The following is a 20,269-nucleotide window of genomic DNA, read 5'->3' on the forward strand; positions in this document are numbered from 1 at the left end:
TGTAATTGTTTGATTATCTGTTCCTGTTTTTCCACAGGTATCTGTTACTGTATAAATTCTATTTACAATAATTGTACATCCATCATTTGAGGTTACAGCATCAATATATTTAATAGTTGCTATTGTATTATCGTCTGAAGCTGAATAACCTGCACTTGTGAAAGTACTTTTTATATCCGAAGATTCTACAAGGCTTAATGGATATTTAGCATTTAAACTTGTTATATCATTTTCATCACAAGCTTCAATATCTATAGAATCGGGAACATTGATTATTGGATCTTCTGTATCTGTTGCTATTAATGTTATTTGCTCTGTTTCTTGACAACCATTATTATCAGTCACTGTTACAGAATATGTTCCAGGTGATAATCCTGTTATATCTTCAGTAGTTTCATTATTACTCCATAAATAAGTATAACCTGGGGTACCTCCTGTTACAGTTAAATTTATAGCCCCATTATTTCCTCCGCAACTTAAATCACTTCCTAAAAGAGTTAATGATAAAGCTGGTGGTTCAGTAATAGTAACATTAGCTACAGCTTGACACCCATTTGCATCAGTTACTGTTACATCATAATTTCCTGGACCTATGCTATTTAAATCTTCACTTGTTGCCCCAGTATTCCATAAATATGTAAGAGGAGCTTTACCTCCTACAACTGTTAAATTAGCAGAACCATCATTAGCATCTTTACATTGTACATTTGTACCAACAATAGAAGCTGATGGTGTACTATCTATTGTAATAGTTTTTGTTATGCTATTTGTATCTCCATCTTGATCTGTAACAGTAAGCATAATGGTTTTAGATCCTGCACTAGTATATGTTACCATGTGCGGACCTTCATCTGCAGCTGCTGGAGGATTAGAATCTACTCCAAAACTCCAACTATATGTTAAAATTCCATCTCCTCCCGTTGATGTATTAATAAAAGTTGCTGTTTGAAACGTTCCATGAACTCCACAAGACAAATCAATTGAAAAATCTGGTGCTATCGGAGTTTGAACATCTATTGGAGGTAAATTTTCTCCTGCACATTTTGATGTTTGAGTAGCACATCCTGGACCAGGAGAATTACCTGGAGTTTGCCATGATAAATAAACATCTGTTAATGTTAATGTTTCACCACAAACGTAATTCATCAATTCAAACATTTGGTATATACCTACATTAATACTCCCTGAAATACCAACACTAATTTTATCTGTTCCCACATATACATTACCATCTTTATCTATTAAATCTGAACCGTTCATCAGATAAAATTGCATGTATAAATCTCGTTTACTTGAAGCCTTAGTTATATCTACATATAAATAAACATTTGTTAGCTGTTGTCCTACTGTACACGTTGTTATAGGGTTTCCATTAGAATCTCCTATATATACACTTCCTATTTCTACATCTTGTGCACCACAACCTGTAATATCACAAGGTGCTGACATAGTAACTGTTTGCGAAAACAAAACGTTACTAAACAGTAATGCCATTAAAAATATTAAACTTTTTAAATGAGTAATTTTTATTCCCATACCTAACTATTTTTAATTTTACTATTATGATGAGAATTAAAAATTCTCATTCGACGTTACTGAGCTATGAATAAATTCAAAACTCTTAATTGGGGTTAGGGTATTTAAATTGAGGCAAATAATTCCTTTCTTAGCATATTTATATATATGCTAATTGCATTTGATATACATTAGTAAATTTTATGTGAGGATAAAACTAATACTAGTTGGGAATAGTATTAATTTTGAGAGGTTAACGTTTTTAAGTTTTAAAACGATTATATCAAATATAGGATATCTTTTTGTTAAAAAAAACGATATGTTAAAAAAAAGGGGTTTTCCCCCTCCTCTTTTTAAAGCTAAAAATTTCCCCTAGATTTTATATTTTTTTGCTTCTTAATAGGTAATTTTGCATTATGATTCAAAACGATACTATTATTGCTATGGCTACGCCATCTGGGGTTGGAGCTATTGCTGTTATAAGGCTTTCTGGTGAAAAATCTATTGAGATTGTTGATGCTTTTTTTCAATCTGTAAAAAAGAATAAATCTCTACTTTCTCAAAAATCTCATACTTTACATTTAGGCCATATTGTAAATAATGGAATTATTCTTGACCAAGTTTTAGTATCTATTTTTAAGAATCCTAACTCTTACACTGGTGAAAATGTCGTTGAAATTTCATGTCACGGTTCTAGTTTTATTCAGCAAGAAATCATACAATTATTCTTAAAAAATGGTTGTAGAATGGCTGATAATGGTGAATTTACCATGCGTGCCTTTTTAAACGGTAAAATGGATTTGAGTCAGGCTGAAGCTGTTGCTGATGTAATTGCTTCTAATTCGGCTGCTAGTCATCAAATGGCTATTCAGCAAATGCGAGGTGGAATTACAAATGAATTAAAAGATTTACGTGCCAAATTATTAGATTTTGCTGCTTTAATTGAATTGGAACTTGATTTTTCTGGTGAAGATGTGGAGTTTGCTGATAGAACTAAATTTAAAGAATTGGTTTCAAAAATCACCTTTGTTTTAAAGCGTCTTATTGATTCTTTTGCCTTTGGAAATGCTATGAAAAACGGGATTCCTGTTGCTATTATTGGTGAACCTAATGTGGGAAAATCGACCTTATTAAATTCTTTATTAAACGAAGAGAAAGCTATTGTTTCTGATATTGCAGGAACTACTCGTGATGCAATTGAAGATGAGATGATTATTGACGGTGTTGCTTTCCGTTTTATTGATACTGCTGGAATTAGAGAAACTGAAGATGTTGTTGAAAATATTGGTATTAAAAAAGCTTATGAAAAAGCTGAAAATGCTCAATTAATTATTTTCTTAATTGATTCTAATAAATATATACATTCTAGCGATTTATTCTTAGAAGAAATTGAAGCTATTAAAGAACGTTTTCCAAACAAACGTTTGTTAGTTATTGCTAATAAAATTGATACACTTTCATGTCATGATTCTGCTGTTTTAGCATCTGAAATTGAAAATGTGATTTTACTTTCTGCTAAACAAAAAACTGGTATTGATGAGCTAACTGCCGAACTAACTTCTTTAGTAAATACTGGTGCTTTAAGCAATAACGAAACTATTGTTACCAACTCTCGTCACTTTGAAGCGCTTACCTTAGCTTTAGAGAGTATTGAATCTGTTAAAAATGGTATTGAATTAGATATTTCTTCTGATTTATTTGCTATTGATATTCGCGAGTGTCTTCGTCATTTAGGTAACATTACCGGTGAATATGATGTTGATAAAGACATTCTTGGACATATTTTTGGTAATTTTTGTATCGGCAAATAGATTTTCTTCCTTTTGGTAGTACTTTATTTTCTTTTATTTAACAACTGGAAACTATGAGAAAATTATAATACTTTTAAAAAATTAACGTTTTTTATAAAATTTCAATTATTTAGTGCAACACAGTATGGCTTTAAATAATAAATTATCTTTTCAATTCATTTTATTATTTTTTTTTAGTCTTGGAGTTTTTAGTCAAAAAAAAATCACTCCGAATTGGATAACTAATGAAAATGGCTTATCTCAAGGATTTATCTCCGCACTACATCAAGACAACAATGGCTTTCTGTGGGTTGGAACAAAATCTGGATTAAATAGATTTGATGGAAGAACATTTAAACATTTCGAAACTGATATCACTTCACTTCAAAACAATCAAATAAGAAGTATAAAAGGTAATGATGAATTTATATTAATCGCTACAGAGGGAGATTTATATTTGTATTTACCTATATACAATATTTTTTATCCTTTCAAATTAGATTTTGGTATTGGTGATATTTTTAAACAAAATAATAATACTTTTTGGTTAGCTGGCATTAATGGAAAAATACATAAACTATCTCAGGTAAAAAAAATAGACAATAAGAATATAAATCCCAACGAGTATTTTAAAGTTGAAACAAAACAATACGTCAATATTAATTCTTACTTCAAACTTACTTCTTTTAAAAATAACATTCTTTTTTTTCAACAAGATAGTATTTTTAAAACTCCAGTGCTTTTTAACCTTGATAATGAAAAAACCTTTGAACTTCCTCAAATTACAGCTCAAAAAATTTCAACAAATGCTAAGGTAGGTTATACCACTTTTGATAATAAAATTTTAGTATATACTAATAAGTACATTTATATTCATAAAGCAAAAACAAATAACTGGATAAAACTTCCTGTAAATTTTAAAATACTAAATGCTATTTCATTACCTAAAAATGAAATGGTAGTTTTTAGTACACTCAATGAATATTTATTTTTTGATTACGAATCAATTAAAAAAGGGCTAGATTATAAAAATGCATCTTACATTTTTAAAACAAAAAAAACGAGTTTCTATAATGTTTTAGAGGATAACTCTAATAATATTTGGATTGGTTCTTCTGGTTATGGATTAATGAAGTTTAACATTCGTCAGCTAAAAATTCAGCATTATTTCAAAGGAAAATCAATATATGCTAAACCTTTTATTTCAAATAAAGAAACTGTTCATTTTTATAATCCAACTACAGAAGAAAATTTACTCATTAAAGGGAAAGATTCAATTGAATATAAGCTTATAAAAAACTTTTGTGATAATAATAGAGAAGTTGAATTTGTTCAAAACAAAAAATTAACTTTAGGTATCTCAGTACATCCTAAAATTCTAAAAGTATATAAACTAAATCAAAATAAATTTATACCATTTAAAGAACTTCCAATTAATTTCAATTTTCACAAACGCTTTTTTGAAATAGATTCTACAAGTAACCAATTAATTATTTTAATGGGTAATAAAATTAAACTCATTGACTTAACTTATGGGAATGAAAAAGTATATTCATTACATCAAGACTATGATTTTTTATCTTTTCTTGTTATTAATGAAAATGAATATTGGATTGGTACACAACAAGGACTGCTTCATATAGAAATTTCAAATAATAAAATTCATAAAAGATTATTCACTATAAATAATTCTAACCTTGCAAATAATAATGTAGCTTCTTTACATATTGATAAACATAATTCAAATATTTTATGGATAGGAACTAAAGGTGGTGGTTTACATAAACACTATATAGATAATAATAATTTCGAACGTATTGGGATAAAAAATAAATTTCCAAACAATACTATATATGGAATATTGGAAGATAATTACCATAATTTATGGTTAAGTACTAATAAAGGAATCATCTCTTACAATAAAACTACACATAATTTAAAAAACTTTTTAAAAGATGATGGTTTACAAGGCAATGAATATAACACCTTTGCTTTTGGACAAAGCAATAAAGGTACCTTTTATTTTGGTGGAATTAATGGACTAAACTCTTTTAAACCAAAAGATTTAAAACTAAACACTAAAATTCCAAAAGCATTTATAACTGAACTTAAAATCAATAATAAACATATTAAAAAAGAACTTTCTTCTGAATTTTTAAAAAGCATCAATTTAAATCATAATGAAAACAACATAAGTTTAAAATTTGCTGCAACAGAGTTTACAGCCCCTTTTAAAAACAAATTCAGTTATTATTTAGAAAATGCTGAAAAAGAATGGACTCACACTACAAATGAAAATACTGCCAATTATTTGAACTTAAAACCTGGTAATTATAGTTTTATATTAAAATCTAGTAACAACGATGGTATCTGGAGTAATGATGTTACTACCCTCAATATCAAAATTAGTCCACCTTGGTATAGAACTAATTTTGCCTACATCTTTTATTTTATCGTTTTTAGCTCTCTGCTTTTATATATTATCAAAATCAGAGAAAATAAAATTAATCGTTTAAGAAAATATGAAAACACAAAACTGGAAAAACAATTATTAGAAACTCAAATTGCCAATAAACAAAAAGATTTAATGGATTTGGCAAGTACAATTTCTGAAAACACAAAATGGAGAGATTATCTTTTAAATTCTTTGAAAAAAATTAAAGATTCAAAAGGAAAAACTAAAGAAAAAAATCTCAACGAGTTAGTTAACGAAATTAAAGTAAAAACTTCCATTGAAAAGAACAGGTTAGAATACCAAAATAAAATAGATATTTTAAATAACGAATTCTACACAAACTTATTAAATTCATACCCTAATCTTACCAAAAATGAATTAAGACTTTGCTCACTTCTTAAATTAGAATTATCTTCTAAAGAAATTGCACAAATTCAAAATATTGAATTACAATCTGTCTATATTAATCGTAGTAGATTGAGAAAAAAGTTGAAATTAGATTCAAATATTAATCTAGTCAGCACCCTACGAAAGTTTTAAGCAAAACACTACAAAACAACACATTAAACAAACCTGTATATAAAAAGTATATATAGAAAACAGTTAAAAAAAAACAACTTCACATATAAAAAAATAGTTTTGCTTGTTATAAAATTATAACCCCAAAATATTATAAAATGAAGTTTAAAAAGTTATCTAAACTATTTATTATACCTTTTATATTAATAACTAGTTTTATTAATGCTCAAAATCCAATTCAAGTTGCAGGTTTACCTACAATAACAGCTATTAACTCTGGTAATTGGAGTAACCCTAATACTTGGGGAGGAACCTTACCTCAAAATGATGATAGAATACTTATTCCTGCAAATATTACAGTTACCGTTGATGGTATGATATCTCAAGAGTTTAAGTCAATTCGTATAGCTTCTCAAGGCAAACTTCAATATGCTACAAATGTAAATACCGAATTAAGAACAGAGTATTTAGTAAGTGAAATGGGAGCTTTTTTTGAAATTGGAACAAGCACTACCCCTATAGCTTCTAACGTTAAGGCTAATTTAGTATTTGCCTGGAGAGGTGGCACTACTAAAACTCAAGATAATAGTAGATTTGCACCAGGTGCTGTATTAATGGGGCCAGTAATAATGCAAGGTACAACTAAAACCAGCTGGACAACATTAGACGTTCACCCATCAGCAGGTACCAATCAATTAACTCTAAGTACTCCCCCTACTGGTTGGAAAATTGATGATAAATTAGTTATTGCAGGTACTGACATCAATGATTATAAGAGCGATGAATTGGTAACTATTAATAATATTTCTGGAAATACAGTTACTTTAAAAACTACACTTACTAAAAGCCATAAACCGCCTACTGAAATAGCAAATATTGTAGATGTTCATGTTTCTAATAATACAAGGAACATCATAATATCATCTGAAAACCCAAGTGTGACTGCTCTAGACGGAACTGATGGATATGGAAAACCTAGAGGACACATTATGTTTATGCATAATCCTGATGTTCAAATACGATATGTAGAAACACAAAATCTAGGTAGAACAGATAAAACTCTAGAACTAGATGATTGGTCCGTTCCAGAAGAAGGACCAGAAGGACAACCCAACCCTAGATTTAGTACAACTGTTCCCTATCCAGCAGGAGCAGGTAGAAATCCAAGAGGTAGATATTCTATTCATTTCCATAGATCTATGGGACGCAAAAATGATGGTTCAACAACATTAAACATGACTCAAGCAATAGTTGAAGGATGTGTCGTTAATAATGATCCAGGTTGGGCATATGTCAATCATTCTTCTAATGTAGATTTCAATAATAATGTCAGTTACAATATTGTAGGATCTGCATACTCAACTGAAGCTGGTGATGAATTAGGTATCTTTAGAAACAATATCGCCATTAGAACTTATAATCCAATTGAACCTTTAAATTTAGGAAGACCAGCAGATAATACTTTAGGTATACATGGAGGGAGAACGAATGGTCTTACTGATGCTAGAGAAGGGATTTCAGATTTTGCTCATCAAGGAGATGGTTTTTGGCTACATAGCTGTGGAGTTACGTTAGAAGGAAATGTTGTTTCAGGTGCTAGTGGACATGCATATATTTATTGGACAGAAGGACTATGGGAAAGCCTTAAAGGACGCCCACAAATGCAGCATTATGTTGATGCTTATGTTCCTCAAGCGGAATATCCTATACAACATGCAGAACTTAAAGCTCATGTTGCAGCTAATCCAACTTGGTTATTTGATGTTTGGTATGTTTACCCAAGACCTTTTAAAAATAATATAGGGTATACTGTTGCTCAAGGATTTAGGGGTGATTATATTATGACAGAGTTTCATGAAAACGGAAATTCAACCAGTAATGAATACAATATGATGCCTACCAATTATAGAAACTCAATGAATCTAGTAATAGAAAACACTTTACTTTGGGGAATTAGGAGAACAGGAATGCAATTTGAAACTTGTGCACAAATCACCCTTAAAAACAATAAAGTATATGGTTATGGTACTAATACTGGTTTAGCTCCTTGGAACCCAAGTCCTAATCCATACTCTGGTAGATTAGAAGTAGAGCCTCACTCTATTGGTATAGATTTAGACAATTACCATAACACGCGTAGTTGGACAATTGAAAACAATATTATTGCCGGTTGGAATGGAGAATCACAAGCATTAACTTTGCCCATAAATGCAAAAGTAGTTGTAAATGGAGGTACTTTTGATAATTCTGGTACAGACATTCTAATTAGGGAAGTAAATTGGTCCAAAGGCTGGGATGAAAGAATCGTAAATAATACTGAAAGTAATACCACACCTCCTCACTATATCAATCCAACACCTAAAGACCTTACTACACCTTGGAGAACTATTAATATTAAAGGAAATGTTATATTTAAAAATTCAAATAAAAATATTGTTTTAGACGCTCAAATGCATTTAGTAAATAATGCAGGAGATTCATTTGCTTTACTACATCCAGATGGTTCTGGAGTTAAAATGACTGCTTACTTTTTATTACCTGATGATATTCGATTAAACTTTGGATCTTTTAATAATACTAAGCTTTATTTTAATGAACAAGATGCTAATTATATCCCAGTACCAACTTCTGACTTGTTAACCCCATATCTATATCCTGCTGAAAATTTATTTCCAGAACGTGTTACGCCTAACATTTACCTTAATAAAAGTAATTCTCAATTAAAAAATGAATTTGGTTCTTCTTTTGGTGGTGTTATTACTCCTTCGAATGCTATTACTCATCCAATGGTTTTAGGAGGCAAATTATTAAGCAGTACTTTAAATAATTCAGATATTAATCTTGAAAATAATAAGTGTATGATTTATCCTAATCCTACTTCAAATTATTTTTCAATTAATCAAAATGAAGATATAACAATTAAAATCTATTCACTACAAGGTACCTTAATAAAAAAAATAAGATTACTAAATAATAAAGTTGATATTTCACAACTAACATCTGGTGTTTACTTAGTTCAAATTATAAATAACAACACAGGAGGTATTTGTTCTAAAAAAATTATAAAAAAATAACACTTCTAAAAGATCAGCTTTTATTTATAGCTGATCTTTTAAATTACAAAAACCTTATTAAATCAAACAAAAGAAAGCAAAATATCCCTCCTTCACTACACCTAGAATAGCTGTACACACTGATTTACTAGAGTTTTTACTTTCTGTATTGGGAAATAGATTTAAGTTTTTAATCTACTAAAAACAACTCTTTATATATGAGCTACTGCTCTTTATCTATTATTTCATAATGATAATGGTTTACAGTTTAAGTTTACTTTGTAATTAAACTCTTTATAAAACCTCATTTATGAAAAATAAAACTACCTCAATCTTATTGTTGGTTGTTACGCTATCAAGTATATTTAAAATAACGGCCCAAGAAATAAATGCAAATCAAAAGGAAGCAAACGAACTAGTACATCAAATTGTAACTGAACTTACTAAGCTCCCCACTACTCCTCTAGGAGTTTCAGTAGCAATTAGTAAAAACAACATTATTGTTTACTCCGAAGGTTTTGGTTATTCTGATTTAAAAACTAAGAAAAAAGTTACTCCAAAAACACAATTCAGAGCTGGTAGCTTGTCTAGGGCTATTACTACCACTGCTCTAGCAAAGCTAGTTGAGAAAAAAAGCATCAATTTTAATGATTTAGCTCAAAAATATTTATCAAACTATCCTAAAAAAGAGTATAAATTCACTGTAAAACAACTTGCAACGGGACTTTCTGGTATGGCTCATTATTCTAAAAATGATCAATTAGAAAATCGTTACTATACAAATGTTAAAGATGCTGTGAGTGTCTTTTCTCATATTCCTCTTTTACATAAACCAGGAGATAAATATCAATATAGTATTCATGCATATACATTGCTCTCTTGGGTTATGGAAAAAGCTTCTAATAAAGATTTTCTAACCTTACTTGGCAATGAAATTTTAAAACCTCTAAAAATGACTTCTACGGGTATAGAAGCAACCAAAAACATGACCAAACTATATAATTTTGATGCTAAAAAAGAGGGAGCTCATTTTTTAGAAATTGAAAAACCTAAAAACTACAGCTATAGTTTAGCAGGAGCTGCTTTGATTTCTACACCAACAGACTTAGTAAAATTAGTAAACGCTTATAATAATGGCTATATAAAAAAATATATTGTTGATACTTTTTATGAAGTTCAAAAATTAAATTCTGGTGAAACAATTCGAGAAGGAATTGGTTGGGATAATAATTGGGATATGGCTGATAGAAAAGTATTTGAACAAGATGGTGCTGGGGAAGGAACTCGTAGCATTGTTAGTAGTTTTCCTAATCAAAAAGTAAGCATTGCTTTAATGACCAATGCTTTACGCCTTTGGGCTATAGAAGAAACTGCTCATACTTTGGCTATTCCCTACTTAACCAAGCCAATGGTTTACAAACAACCTAAAGGAAAATTTAAACTAATTGTTGAAGAAGATGTTCGAGGAAAGTGGGTAAAAAGAGATGGTTTTTTAGAACTTGATGGTAAAAATGATAAGCTTACTATTAACTCTAAAGAAAAAAATGAAGAAATATATAAATTGATCTATCTAAAGAGAAAAAACATATATGCCTTGATACACCCTGACGGTGTCTTGTATACTGAAATTGATTTTCATAACAATACAATTTCAGGCAAAGTAATGTATTATAGAGGTCCTAATATTCATAAAACTTCTACTGAGCCTCCTTACTTAAGGTTTAAAAGTAGCTTAAGCTAATAGGCAAAAACAATCAATTAAAACTCAACATTAAAAACCAACTATACTAACTAAAAGAGTTAAGATTTTAACTAATAAAATTTTAAAACATGAAACAATTAATAATTATTGCTCTATTCTTAATACCTGTTAGTCTATTTTCACAATTAAATAAAAAGCAAAAAAAGTTACTTATGGTGGTAAGTAGCTATGGGAAAGATTTAGGAGCAACTAGACCTGGTTATGAATTTGACGAATTCTCACAGGCCTATCTAATCTTTAAAAACAACAATTTAACTATAGACTTAGCTAGTCCAAAAGGTGGAAAAGTTGAAGCTGACAAATTCAATAAAGAAAAACCGTATAACAAAGCTATTTTAGAAGATAAAACTGCTTTAAGTTTATTAGAAAATACTAAAACCACAGCTAGTATAAATCCTGAAAATTATGATGCTATTTATATTATTGGTGGCAAAGGCGCTATGTTCGATTTGCCCTTCGATCCTTCTCTTCAAGATATTGTATTAAACCTCTATAAAAGAGATAAAACTGTTATTTCTTCTGTTTGTCATGGTCCCGCATCTTTTGTAAATATTAAAAATAATGATGAATATATTATCAAAGGAGTTGAAATGACAGGTTTTTGTAATGTAGAAGAAGGTCTATTCGGTAAAAAATGGGTAAAAGAATTCTCTTTTAGTTTAGAAGATAAATTAATTTCAAGAGGAGCTATTTTTAAACAAACGGATTTTATGCTATCAGAAGTAGCTGTATCTGGAAAATTTATTACTGGTCAAAACCCTTTTTCAACAACAAAATCAGCTGAAGCAGTTGTAAAAGCATTAGGATTAACTCCTGTTAAAAGAACTTTATATAAAGATGAAAAAAGCGTGTATTTAATTCAGGATCTCTTAGATAAACGTAAAACTTTTAAATGGGCAGAGAATGAGTTAGCAAAAAATAAAGCTAGCTATGATATTCAAATCATTGCTGTTTATGGATATTATAAAATTTTAGCTGCTGAAAACAATAAAGAACAACTGGCAAAAGGAATAGAATTGGTAGAGTTAACCTCTCCTCACTTTTTTAATGAGAACCTACAGTTACTAGTTGCTCAAACTTATGTTAAATTAGGTAACAAAATTAAAGCAAAGAACATTTTAAATAATTTAATAGCTAAAAACTTAGTAAAAAAACAAGCTGAGAAATTATTAAAAGACCTTAATTAATTATATAATTCATATGAAAAGTAACCTTTATGATAATTCAAAAAGGTTACTTTTTTATCATTTCTAAAATACACTTACAAGAGCAACCATTCTATACCGTTAGTAACAACTTCCCTTTTACCAAACCTGCCTGTAATTTTTCATGAGCTAATTTTGCTTCTTTTAAAGGCATAGTTTCATAAATAGGACTGATTTTATCTTCAGCTAACCATTGAAATAGCTCTTTCATAGCACTGTCGACCATATCATATCTATTAGTGAATGTAGCATAGATTTCAGAAAATGAAATTGAAGGTGCTTTTCCAAAATATTTTACACTTTCTTCCATTAAGTTAAAGTTTCCTAGTCCTGCTAAGAATCCAAAAATTACGATATGTCCTAATGGTGCTAATAATTCTAAATCGTCTTTAATAGTATCTCCAACTACCGGATTAAACACATAATCAATACTATTTTCTCCAATAGTACTTTTTACTTGCTCTTTCCAATTCTTATTTGAAGTATTAAATGCATAATTAGCTCCCATACTCAAAGCATTTTTTACTTTTTCGTCTCTACGTTCTAATGCAATAATAGTTAGATTTAACAATTTTGAAATTTGTACTAACGCTGTTCCAACTCCTCCTGATGCTGCATAAATCAAAACAGTTTTTCCTGCTTCTACTTTAGCTACATTCTTTAACATATGGTAAGCTGTAAAATAGTTTACTGGCAATACTGCAGCCTTTAACAAATCGGCATTATCATTTAGAACAATCAATTTATCTGCATCTACTAATGCATATTCTGCATATACTGAAGAACCTATAACTCCTAAAAAAGCGACTTTACTCCCTTTTTTTAAATCAGTATTATTAGCTTCTTCAATTATACCTGTTCCTTCTACGCCCGGTATAAATGGCAACTCTGGCATCATTCCAGGAGGCATATTACCTTCTCTTATAATTGTGTCTATAAAATTTACTGGTGCTGCATGTACTTTTACTAATACTTGACCTTTCTGTGGTTTTGGGCAACTTACTTCTTTATATTCTAATACCTCTACTCCACCTGTTTTTGTAATTTGAACTGCTTTCATCTATATAAAAAATTATGATACAAAAATAGTTTACGTATTGAAAAACACTCTAATACAAAAAAAGGTTATAATGGTACTTTTTACTGATTTACTCTAAATAATTTTGGTGTAGTTTGTGTGTGTTTTTTAAAAAATTTACCAAAATATGAAGGCTCATTAAATTGTAAAATAAAACTAATTTCTGCAACGTCCATATCTGTATACAATAACATATTCTTTGCTTCCAACAATATTCTATTGGTAATATGTTCTTTCGCTGTTTTACCTGTATACTTCTTTATTCTATCATTCAAATAATTGGCTGTTAAATTTAATTTTTGTGCATAAAAACTAACCGATTTTTCTTGTATAAAATGATTTCTAACTAGTCTTTTAAATGAGTTTACTAACTGAATTTCAGACGAAATATTTTTTTCAATAGCTTGATGTTTTTGTTGAATTAATTTGCTTTTCTCCAATAATGCTAACAGTAAATATTTACTCAATTCTTGATTTTCTTTTTCTTTTTTTATTAATTTAAACAACTCTTCAATTTCTTCTTTTTCATTTCTGTCTAAATGATATATATTATTTTGAAAGCTATTAAAAAATGAGTATTCATCTACTACGTCTTTAATCTGTGGTAATAAGAATTCTGGCTTAAAAAAAAGTATAAAACCTTTCATTTCATTTCCTCTTACAAAACTGAAAATATGTTGTGATGATTGAAAAAATAAAACATCTTTTAAGTTTGAATGCACATCTTGGTTGATATGCATTTCTCCATCTTGCTGATTCTCTAAATAAATAATTGAGCAAAAGTTCCTTCTGTGTGCTGAAACCATTTTGTGAACATCTGGATATGTATCTTGATGCGTTAAAATATCAAAATGCTCATGACAAGGAATACGTTTTAGTCCAACAAAATCATACAATTCTGCTATGTTATTTATTGTTCTTATCATTTTTTAATGACTTGAATATTCTTTATTACATTATTCTTTCTTTTATCAATTTTACATAGTCATTTGTTCTTTCTAACTCTGGAAAATGTCCACAATCTTTGAATTCTATTATTTCACAATTATTAATATGACTTTTAATCGATGTTTTATCCGTTTTACGATGTGTAAAATCTGATGATCCCCAAACTAAGGTTGTTGGTACTTCGTTTAATTTCAATAAAGTATTACTATCTTTTTTTAATCCTTGTACCAAAGATGAAAGGCAAAAACATCCTCCTTTATGTATGGATGTTTGGGCTATTTCTGTAAAATTTAATTGATGTAAACTCTCTTTTGGCAGTGCATATTTGTACCAAATACCAGCAAACTTCTTTGCGTAAATAGCATTGGTTAGTTGTCCTATAAATGGTGTTTTAATTAAACTTGGAATAGACTTTTCTGTCCATTTTAACAACCCTCCTGTTGATGGTGTTTGGGATAAGAATATATGATTAAACTTATCGGGGTTTTTCATAGCTGCTTGGATTGCATAGTAACCATTTGAACATGAAAATAACAATGAAACTTTTTTTAACTTCAGTATTTTCATCACCTGATTCAATAAATTGGCACCACTTTCAAATGAATAATCATACTTATTATTTGGAAATGAAAATCCCAACCCTGGATACTCAAAGCATATTACCCTATAATCTTTTGACAAACTTTTAATCAAATGAAACTGATGTTCTATAACATTTGGCCCATCTGGAACATTAATGATAACTGGAAGATTCCCTTTAGTATCAAATACTCTAATCTTACCGTAATCTGTATTTAAATAAAAAAAGTCTTCTCCAAATTTTGGAGGAGACTTCCATGTATACCTTAAGTTATCTATAATATTTCCTGTCATGTTATTTTAAGGGAATTATCTACTAAATTAAACTTTGTATTGAATATCTAATCAACTTTAATTTTATTCACTGTAAATTCTAAATCTGAAATATCTCCTGATGCTTCATGAATTCTAGAGTTTGTATAATATAAATAACCGTTCTCTAAACTAAATGTATCTGCCCATTTTACCTTATTTCCTGATAACAGGGTAGCTATTTTTTTAGTTTTTAGGTTAAATGTTTGTATTAAATGTTGTTCTAAATCTCCGTAATATAAATTCCCTTTGTTGATAAGCATTCCATCTGGTGCTGCTGTTTTTGCAACTAATTGAACTGCTTCTTCAATCTCTTTTTCTGAACCTTTTATTAATGTTTCTACTGAAATTCCATATAAGTTATATCCTGTTAAAGCATGATAATACAACATTCCTGATGCTACATCTAAAGCAATTCCATCTGAATGTACTGTATTGTTCCATTTCTTTCCATTAATTGTTAAATAAGCTTGCTCGCTTTTTGTAGAAAAATGTTCGTCTAATACTCTTTTTATTTCACCTGTTTTTAAGTTCAATATAACCAATCCTGCCTTTCCTGAATCGGTGCAGTAAGCATAACCTCTTTGATTATCAATTCGAATATCATTGATGTACGAATTCTTATGAAATGCTTCTTTTGGTAATTTATAACTCTTTACTAATTTATTAGTTTTTAAATCAAAAGCAAAAATAATAGGCTGATCTACAACCCCTTGAAATAATGGATTTCTTGTATCTACTACATATAATAAATCATTAGAGGCTACTACTGATTGTACTGCTACAAAAACAGAATCATTAACTGGTTGTCCTATATTCCATGCATTCCACTGTTTATTTGGGTAAGCTGAAAAATTGTTCTGCTTTACTTCTGCTACTGAAAACTTAACATTTTTTCTCCAACGTGGAAAATTGACTAATACTCGGCTATTGCTTACTGTTACTCCCGTAAGTTGTTGACCTTTGATCGTTGCTACTTGAGTTACTTTAGGCAATTGTTCTTTTTTTTCTTCTTTTAATGTTTCAACCTCTTTGGATGTATTTTCGCCTGATTTTCTTTTACAATTAACTAGTCCTACTACTGATACGAGTGTAATAAGTAAAATGTTTATTTTTATTTGTTTCATTTGTAAATAACTTAAATTTTAAAAAGATATTTCTTCTCTATTCCTAAAAAACTTGCCTGTCGGATCACCTTTTTCAAATAATGCTGCCCAAATTATTGTGTCTGCTCCCTCTTCAGGACTTTTAGTTGCTCCAATTCCTCCCATATCTGTTTTTACCCAACCTGGACATACTGAATTAACCAATATATTATTTGCTTTTAACGCATTAGCCAATTGTAAAGTAAGTCCATTTAAGGCTAACTTGGATATACTATAACCTGGTGTTGAACCAATTTGAGAACTCAAGGCTCCAGAACCACTACTAACATTCACTATTGATGATGTATTAGCTTTATTTTTTAGTAAAGGTAATAAGCTTTTTATGAGTTGCCAAGACCCAAAAAAATTAGTTTCTATAGTTTGTTTAACTTCAGTTAAATTAGCCTCATCTACAGTTTGCCAAGTATCATAGTTAATACCTGCATTATTTATTAAAATATCTAGTGAACCATAGGTAGCATAAATAAATTCATAACAAGCTTGTATACTTTTTATATTGTTAACATCTAATTGAAAAAATACAACATCTCCATACTTAGAAAGCTTATTTATTGCTTGTTTTCCTTTTTCTTCTGATCGACTTGTAGCTATAACAATATGTCCTTTTTGTAATAGTCCTTTGGCTATAGCAAAACCAATCCCCCTATTAGTTCCTGTTACTAATGCTATCTTAGGTTTCATATTTATCTTTTTTTAATTCTAATTTATTTGATGTTATAAATTTTCATTTCTGTTTCTTGATCAAACCAAGGTTGAATCTTTTCAAAAAAAGCAATCATGTGATTTGTTTGCATATGCTTTTCCTGTTTTTCTTTAGATTCCCAACGTTCAAAAAGAAAAACTTCTTCCTGATTTCTTGTACTTAAATATAACTCATATTCTAAGCATCCATCTTCTTTATTAACTTCATCTACTATTTCATAAAAAGCATTTATAAAATCTTCTTTATTTTCTTTTTTAGGCCTAGCTTTTACTGTAAGTGCAATCATGTTTTTTATTTATTTGAAACCTTTTCAATATAATCTACAATATTAGTATAATGATACCTTTTAGCTAAATCTAAAGGGGTATCACCTTCATAAGTTTTTAAATTTAGCTTAGCTCCAGCGTCAATTAATATTTTAGCTGTTTCAAAATTTCCATGCCAAATAGCATCATGTAAAGGTGTATATCCGTTATTTAATCCTTGATCATTAATATACTTTGGGGTATCCTTATGTTTAACCAACATTTTCATAATTTCAGTATTCCCCATATAACCTGCTTTATGGAATGAAATAGCATTCATTAAATAACCACGTTGTCCAATCTCTGCTCCTTCATCTAATAATACTTTTACGGTTTCTGGATAATTGTTTCGTGTTGCTACTAATAAAGGTGAATGTTTATCATTTCCATTACCAGTAATAAAAGATTCTGTATTGATAGGCTCTCCTAAATCTATTAATTTTTTAATAGTTTTAGCTTTTTCATTATCATTCAATTTATTATCTATTACTACTTGATATATTTTTTGATTTTCAATCTTTCTTTTTAGTTGTTTTTCATAAACATCAAAAATATTAGTAAGTTTTGTATATCGTTGTTTTTCTTCTGCTGTTTGGTTTTTATCAAAACCTCCAATAATATCTCTTGCTGTTCTTCCTCCAAAAGGTGATCTTGCATAGATATTAATATCCTTAGCTTTTAATAACTCTTTAATATTTTCAGGTTTAGAGTACCAAGTTGCAACCATTAAAGGTGTATGTCCAGCATGTGGTGTATGTAAATTTACAAAGGCTCCATTTTCTATTAAAATTTGAATCATTTTAGGATTATCTAATTGTGCAGCTATATGTAATGGTGCATTTCCCATTCGCTTATCTAATTCATTTACATCTTTACCCTCTTTAATAAACTTTAATACTTTTTCTTCATTATTATCTATAATAGCTTGATGTAACTCTGGTAATCCTGTTGCTGTTTTTAATGAATCTATTTGTGCATGCTTTTCTTCTTTAGCTTTATTACAATTATACATTAGCATTGTAATTATTGCTATTATAATAGTTTTATATATTTTCATTGATTATGAATTTTTAAACTTCTTGTACTTTATATTCTTGAATCTTTATTTTCTCTTCTTCTATTTTTACTTTCCAATTTTCCTTCACATTTAATTGAATTTTTTCATTGGTATAGGTTTCTGCTTTAAGTTTTACAGCTAAATCAACATCAAAATGATTCTTATTTTCCTTGATATGTAATGACTCTATTATATGTTCATTATTGGGTTTTATACTTTTTTTAATATTGGTATACCATTGATTAAATCCTATGCTTCCTACAAACTCTCCTTCAGGAAAGCTAAACTTTGTACTTTCTGAAATGTATTGAGTAAAATAGTTTTCCTCAGCTAATGCATCAAAATTCCCAAACCATTGTTTAACAAATTTTTGAATTGTCTTTTCTGGAGTTTCAATTTGTAACTCTGTAAGTACATTTACCAATTTTTCTATTTGTTTATCTGCTCTTTCCTCTACTATTTCCTTTGTATTATAAACACCCGGAATATATACTAAGCCATGTTCATAAATTGGTGGTAAGTAGTTCATTTGAGCTAAATAAGCTGTTTGCTCTAATGGTTTGCTAAACTCTTCTATTTTGAAGTGATTGTATCCAAGTGGTGTATATGATTCAGCTGGACCTCCTATAGTTATACTCTGTAAAAAGTTTTTCCCTTTGAGTTTATTTCCTTCTGCACCGTAAGCAAAATTGTAACTAAACACTTCATCGAACCATAATTTTAATATGGCTGGCATGTTATACCAGTAAAATGGATATTGGAAAATAACAGTATCTGCTTCAATTAGTGCTTGTTGTTCTGCTTCAACATTAATTTTATAATCAGGATTTAATTCTAAGATATTTCTAACTTCTAAATTCTTAATATACTTAGGTAGTTTTTCTGAAATTCGTTTATTGGCCACCGAATTTTCTAAATTCGGATGTGCCACAATCATTAATATTTTCATTTCATTATTAGTTGTACATACAAGTTTGTTTATTTAAAAAAAGTAGCTTTTATTAACTACTCTCATTAAGCATTTCATTTGCTTTATGAATATCTGATGTTAATTTAATCGCAAAATCTTTTCCTAATACCTTACAGTAGGTATCAAATAAATTTGATAATGCCTCATCTATTTTTGGCTTAAGGTTAATTCCTTCCTCTGTTGGATATACAAATACGTTTCTCCCCTCTTGCTTACGTTCTACATAACGCATCATAATTAGTTTATCTACAAATCTTGTCATTGTAGAAGCTTTTACATTGATTCGTTTACTGAGTTCATTTTGACCTAAACCAGGTTCGTCTATCAAGAATAACATTAAATGTGCATAAGAAGCTGATAATCCTGTTATTCTAAATGCTTCATCAGCCATTGTACTTATATATCTAGTTAAGGAATTTACTGTAAAATAAAGACAACATTCTTGATATGAAGGTTTTGATTTACTCATTATTAAATTTTAACATTGCAAAGATATAAATTTTTTAGTTGTACATACAAGTATTGTTGATTCAAAAAAACAACTATTTCTAGTTGTCTTAAAGGGGAATTGAAAGATCAGCTAGTAGTTAAATTGTTATAAGGGGAAAATAACTTGTAAGCACCTATTATAATACACAATAGAGAACCAAATACTAGCTGTCTTTATTTTTTAATCAAATCCGCTTCCTGGATCGTCTGGACTTTGTGCTTGTGCTTTTTGTGGGTTTAATATCATATAGGTACCTAAAGCTGTTAATGCTGCGTATTTTCCATATTTCCCTAGCTTTTTTAAAGCTTCTTCTCTACTTATTTTAGGATCTTGGTTTTGTATATTTTGATTTTTCATCGATG

General features: G+C 29.2%; 16 protein-coding genes. 5 read left to right on the forward strand and 11 right to left on the reverse strand.

Translation table 11 applies throughout. From position 1 onward, the window contains the following. The coding region (locus F7018_RS11105; protein ID WP_246175156.1) for a PKD domain-containing protein at positions 1-1,536 on the reverse strand (1,536 nt) is incomplete at its 3' end. A gap of 395 nt (positions 1,537-1,931) precedes the next feature. Between F7018_RS11105 and mnmE the strand changes: the two genes are divergently transcribed. From mnmE to F7018_RS11130, 5 genes are all read left to right on the forward strand, one after another. Next, positions 1,932-3,326 (forward strand): tRNA uridine-5-carboxymethylaminomethyl(34) synthesis GTPase MnmE, encoded by a 1,395-nt coding sequence (gene mnmE, locus F7018_RS11110; protein WP_150900143.1) that lies wholly within the window; start codon positions 1,932-1,934, stop codon positions 3,324-3,326. 124 nt (positions 3,327-3,450) lie between these two features. Further along, the gene (locus F7018_RS11115) at positions 3,451-6,300 is read left to right on the forward strand and encodes a ligand-binding sensor domain-containing protein (RefSeq protein ID WP_150900144.1); all 2,850 of its coding nucleotides are present in this window, start codon (positions 3,451-3,453) and stop codon (positions 6,298-6,300) included. Between the two features lie 137 nt (positions 6,301-6,437). Next, positions 6,438-9,353, forward strand: coding sequence for a G8 domain-containing protein (locus F7018_RS11120; protein WP_150900145.1), 2,916 nt, complete (start codon positions 6,438-6,440; stop codon positions 9,351-9,353). A gap of 289 nt (positions 9,354-9,642) precedes the next feature. Next, positions 9,643-11,073, forward strand: coding sequence for a serine hydrolase domain-containing protein (locus tag F7018_RS11125; RefSeq protein WP_150900146.1), 1,431 nt, complete (start codon positions 9,643-9,645; stop codon positions 11,071-11,073). Positions 11,074-11,162: 89 nt separating this feature from the next. After that, complete coding sequence (locus tag F7018_RS11130) at positions 11,163-12,281, forward strand: type 1 glutamine amidotransferase domain-containing protein (RefSeq protein WP_150900147.1); 1,119 nt, start codon at positions 11,163-11,165, stop codon at positions 12,279-12,281. A 91-nt stretch (positions 12,282-12,372) separates the two neighbouring features. On the opposite strand, the gene F7018_RS11135 is transcribed toward F7018_RS11130, so the two are convergent. The 10 genes from F7018_RS11135 to F7018_RS18470 form a co-directional block, all read right to left on the reverse strand. Next, on the reverse strand, positions 12,373-13,359 hold the full coding sequence (locus F7018_RS11135) for a quinone oxidoreductase family protein (RefSeq protein WP_150900148.1): 987 nt from the start codon (positions 13,357-13,359) through the stop codon (positions 12,373-12,375). Between the two features lie 80 nt (positions 13,360-13,439). After that, positions 13,440-14,303, reverse strand: coding sequence for a helix-turn-helix domain-containing protein (locus F7018_RS11140; RefSeq protein WP_150900149.1), 864 nt, complete (start codon positions 14,301-14,303; stop codon positions 13,440-13,442). Positions 14,304-14,328: 25 nt separating this feature from the next. Further along, a complete protein-coding gene (locus F7018_RS11145; protein ID WP_150900150.1) occupies positions 14,329-15,198 on the reverse strand; it encodes an alpha/beta fold hydrolase in 870 nt (289 codons plus the stop codon). Positions 15,199-15,245: 47 nt separating this feature from the next. Continuing rightward, positions 15,246-16,343: a major royal jelly family protein gene (locus F7018_RS11150; RefSeq protein ID WP_246175158.1), complete on the reverse strand. Its 1,098-nt coding sequence runs from the start codon at positions 16,341-16,343 to the stop codon at positions 15,246-15,248. An 18-nt stretch (positions 16,344-16,361) separates the two neighbouring features. Then, on the reverse strand, positions 16,362-17,063 hold the full coding sequence (locus F7018_RS11155; RefSeq protein ID WP_150900151.1) for an SDR family oxidoreductase: 702 nt from the start codon (positions 17,061-17,063) through the stop codon (positions 16,362-16,364). 23 nt (positions 17,064-17,086) lie between these two features. Next, positions 17,087-17,371, reverse strand: coding sequence for a putative quinol monooxygenase (locus tag F7018_RS11160; RefSeq protein WP_150900152.1), 285 nt, complete (start codon positions 17,369-17,371; stop codon positions 17,087-17,089). A gap of 5 nt (positions 17,372-17,376) precedes the next feature. After that, the gene (locus tag F7018_RS11165; protein WP_150900153.1) at positions 17,377-18,447 is read right to left on the reverse strand and encodes an ankyrin repeat domain-containing protein; all 1,071 of its coding nucleotides are present in this window, start codon (positions 18,445-18,447) and stop codon (positions 17,377-17,379) included. A gap of 13 nt (positions 18,448-18,460) precedes the next feature. Then, positions 18,461-19,396 (reverse strand): NAD(P)H-dependent oxidoreductase, encoded by a 936-nt coding sequence (locus tag F7018_RS11170; protein ID WP_150900154.1) that lies wholly within the window; start codon positions 19,394-19,396, stop codon positions 18,461-18,463. Positions 19,397-19,448: 52 nt separating this feature from the next. Further along, positions 19,449-19,886: a MarR family winged helix-turn-helix transcriptional regulator gene (locus tag F7018_RS11175; protein ID WP_150900155.1), complete on the reverse strand. Its 438-nt coding sequence runs from the start codon at positions 19,884-19,886 to the stop codon at positions 19,449-19,451. A gap of 201 nt (positions 19,887-20,087) precedes the next feature. Beyond that, positions 20,088-20,264, reverse strand: coding sequence for a hypothetical protein (locus F7018_RS18470; protein WP_175578713.1), 177 nt, complete (start codon positions 20,262-20,264; stop codon positions 20,088-20,090). Positions 20,265-20,269: the final 5 nt, after the last annotated feature.

This window comes from Tenacibaculum aiptasiae (genome assembly GCF_008806755.1).
GTDB lineage: Bacteria > Bacteroidota > Bacteroidia > Flavobacteriales > Flavobacteriaceae > Polaribacter > Polaribacter aiptasiae.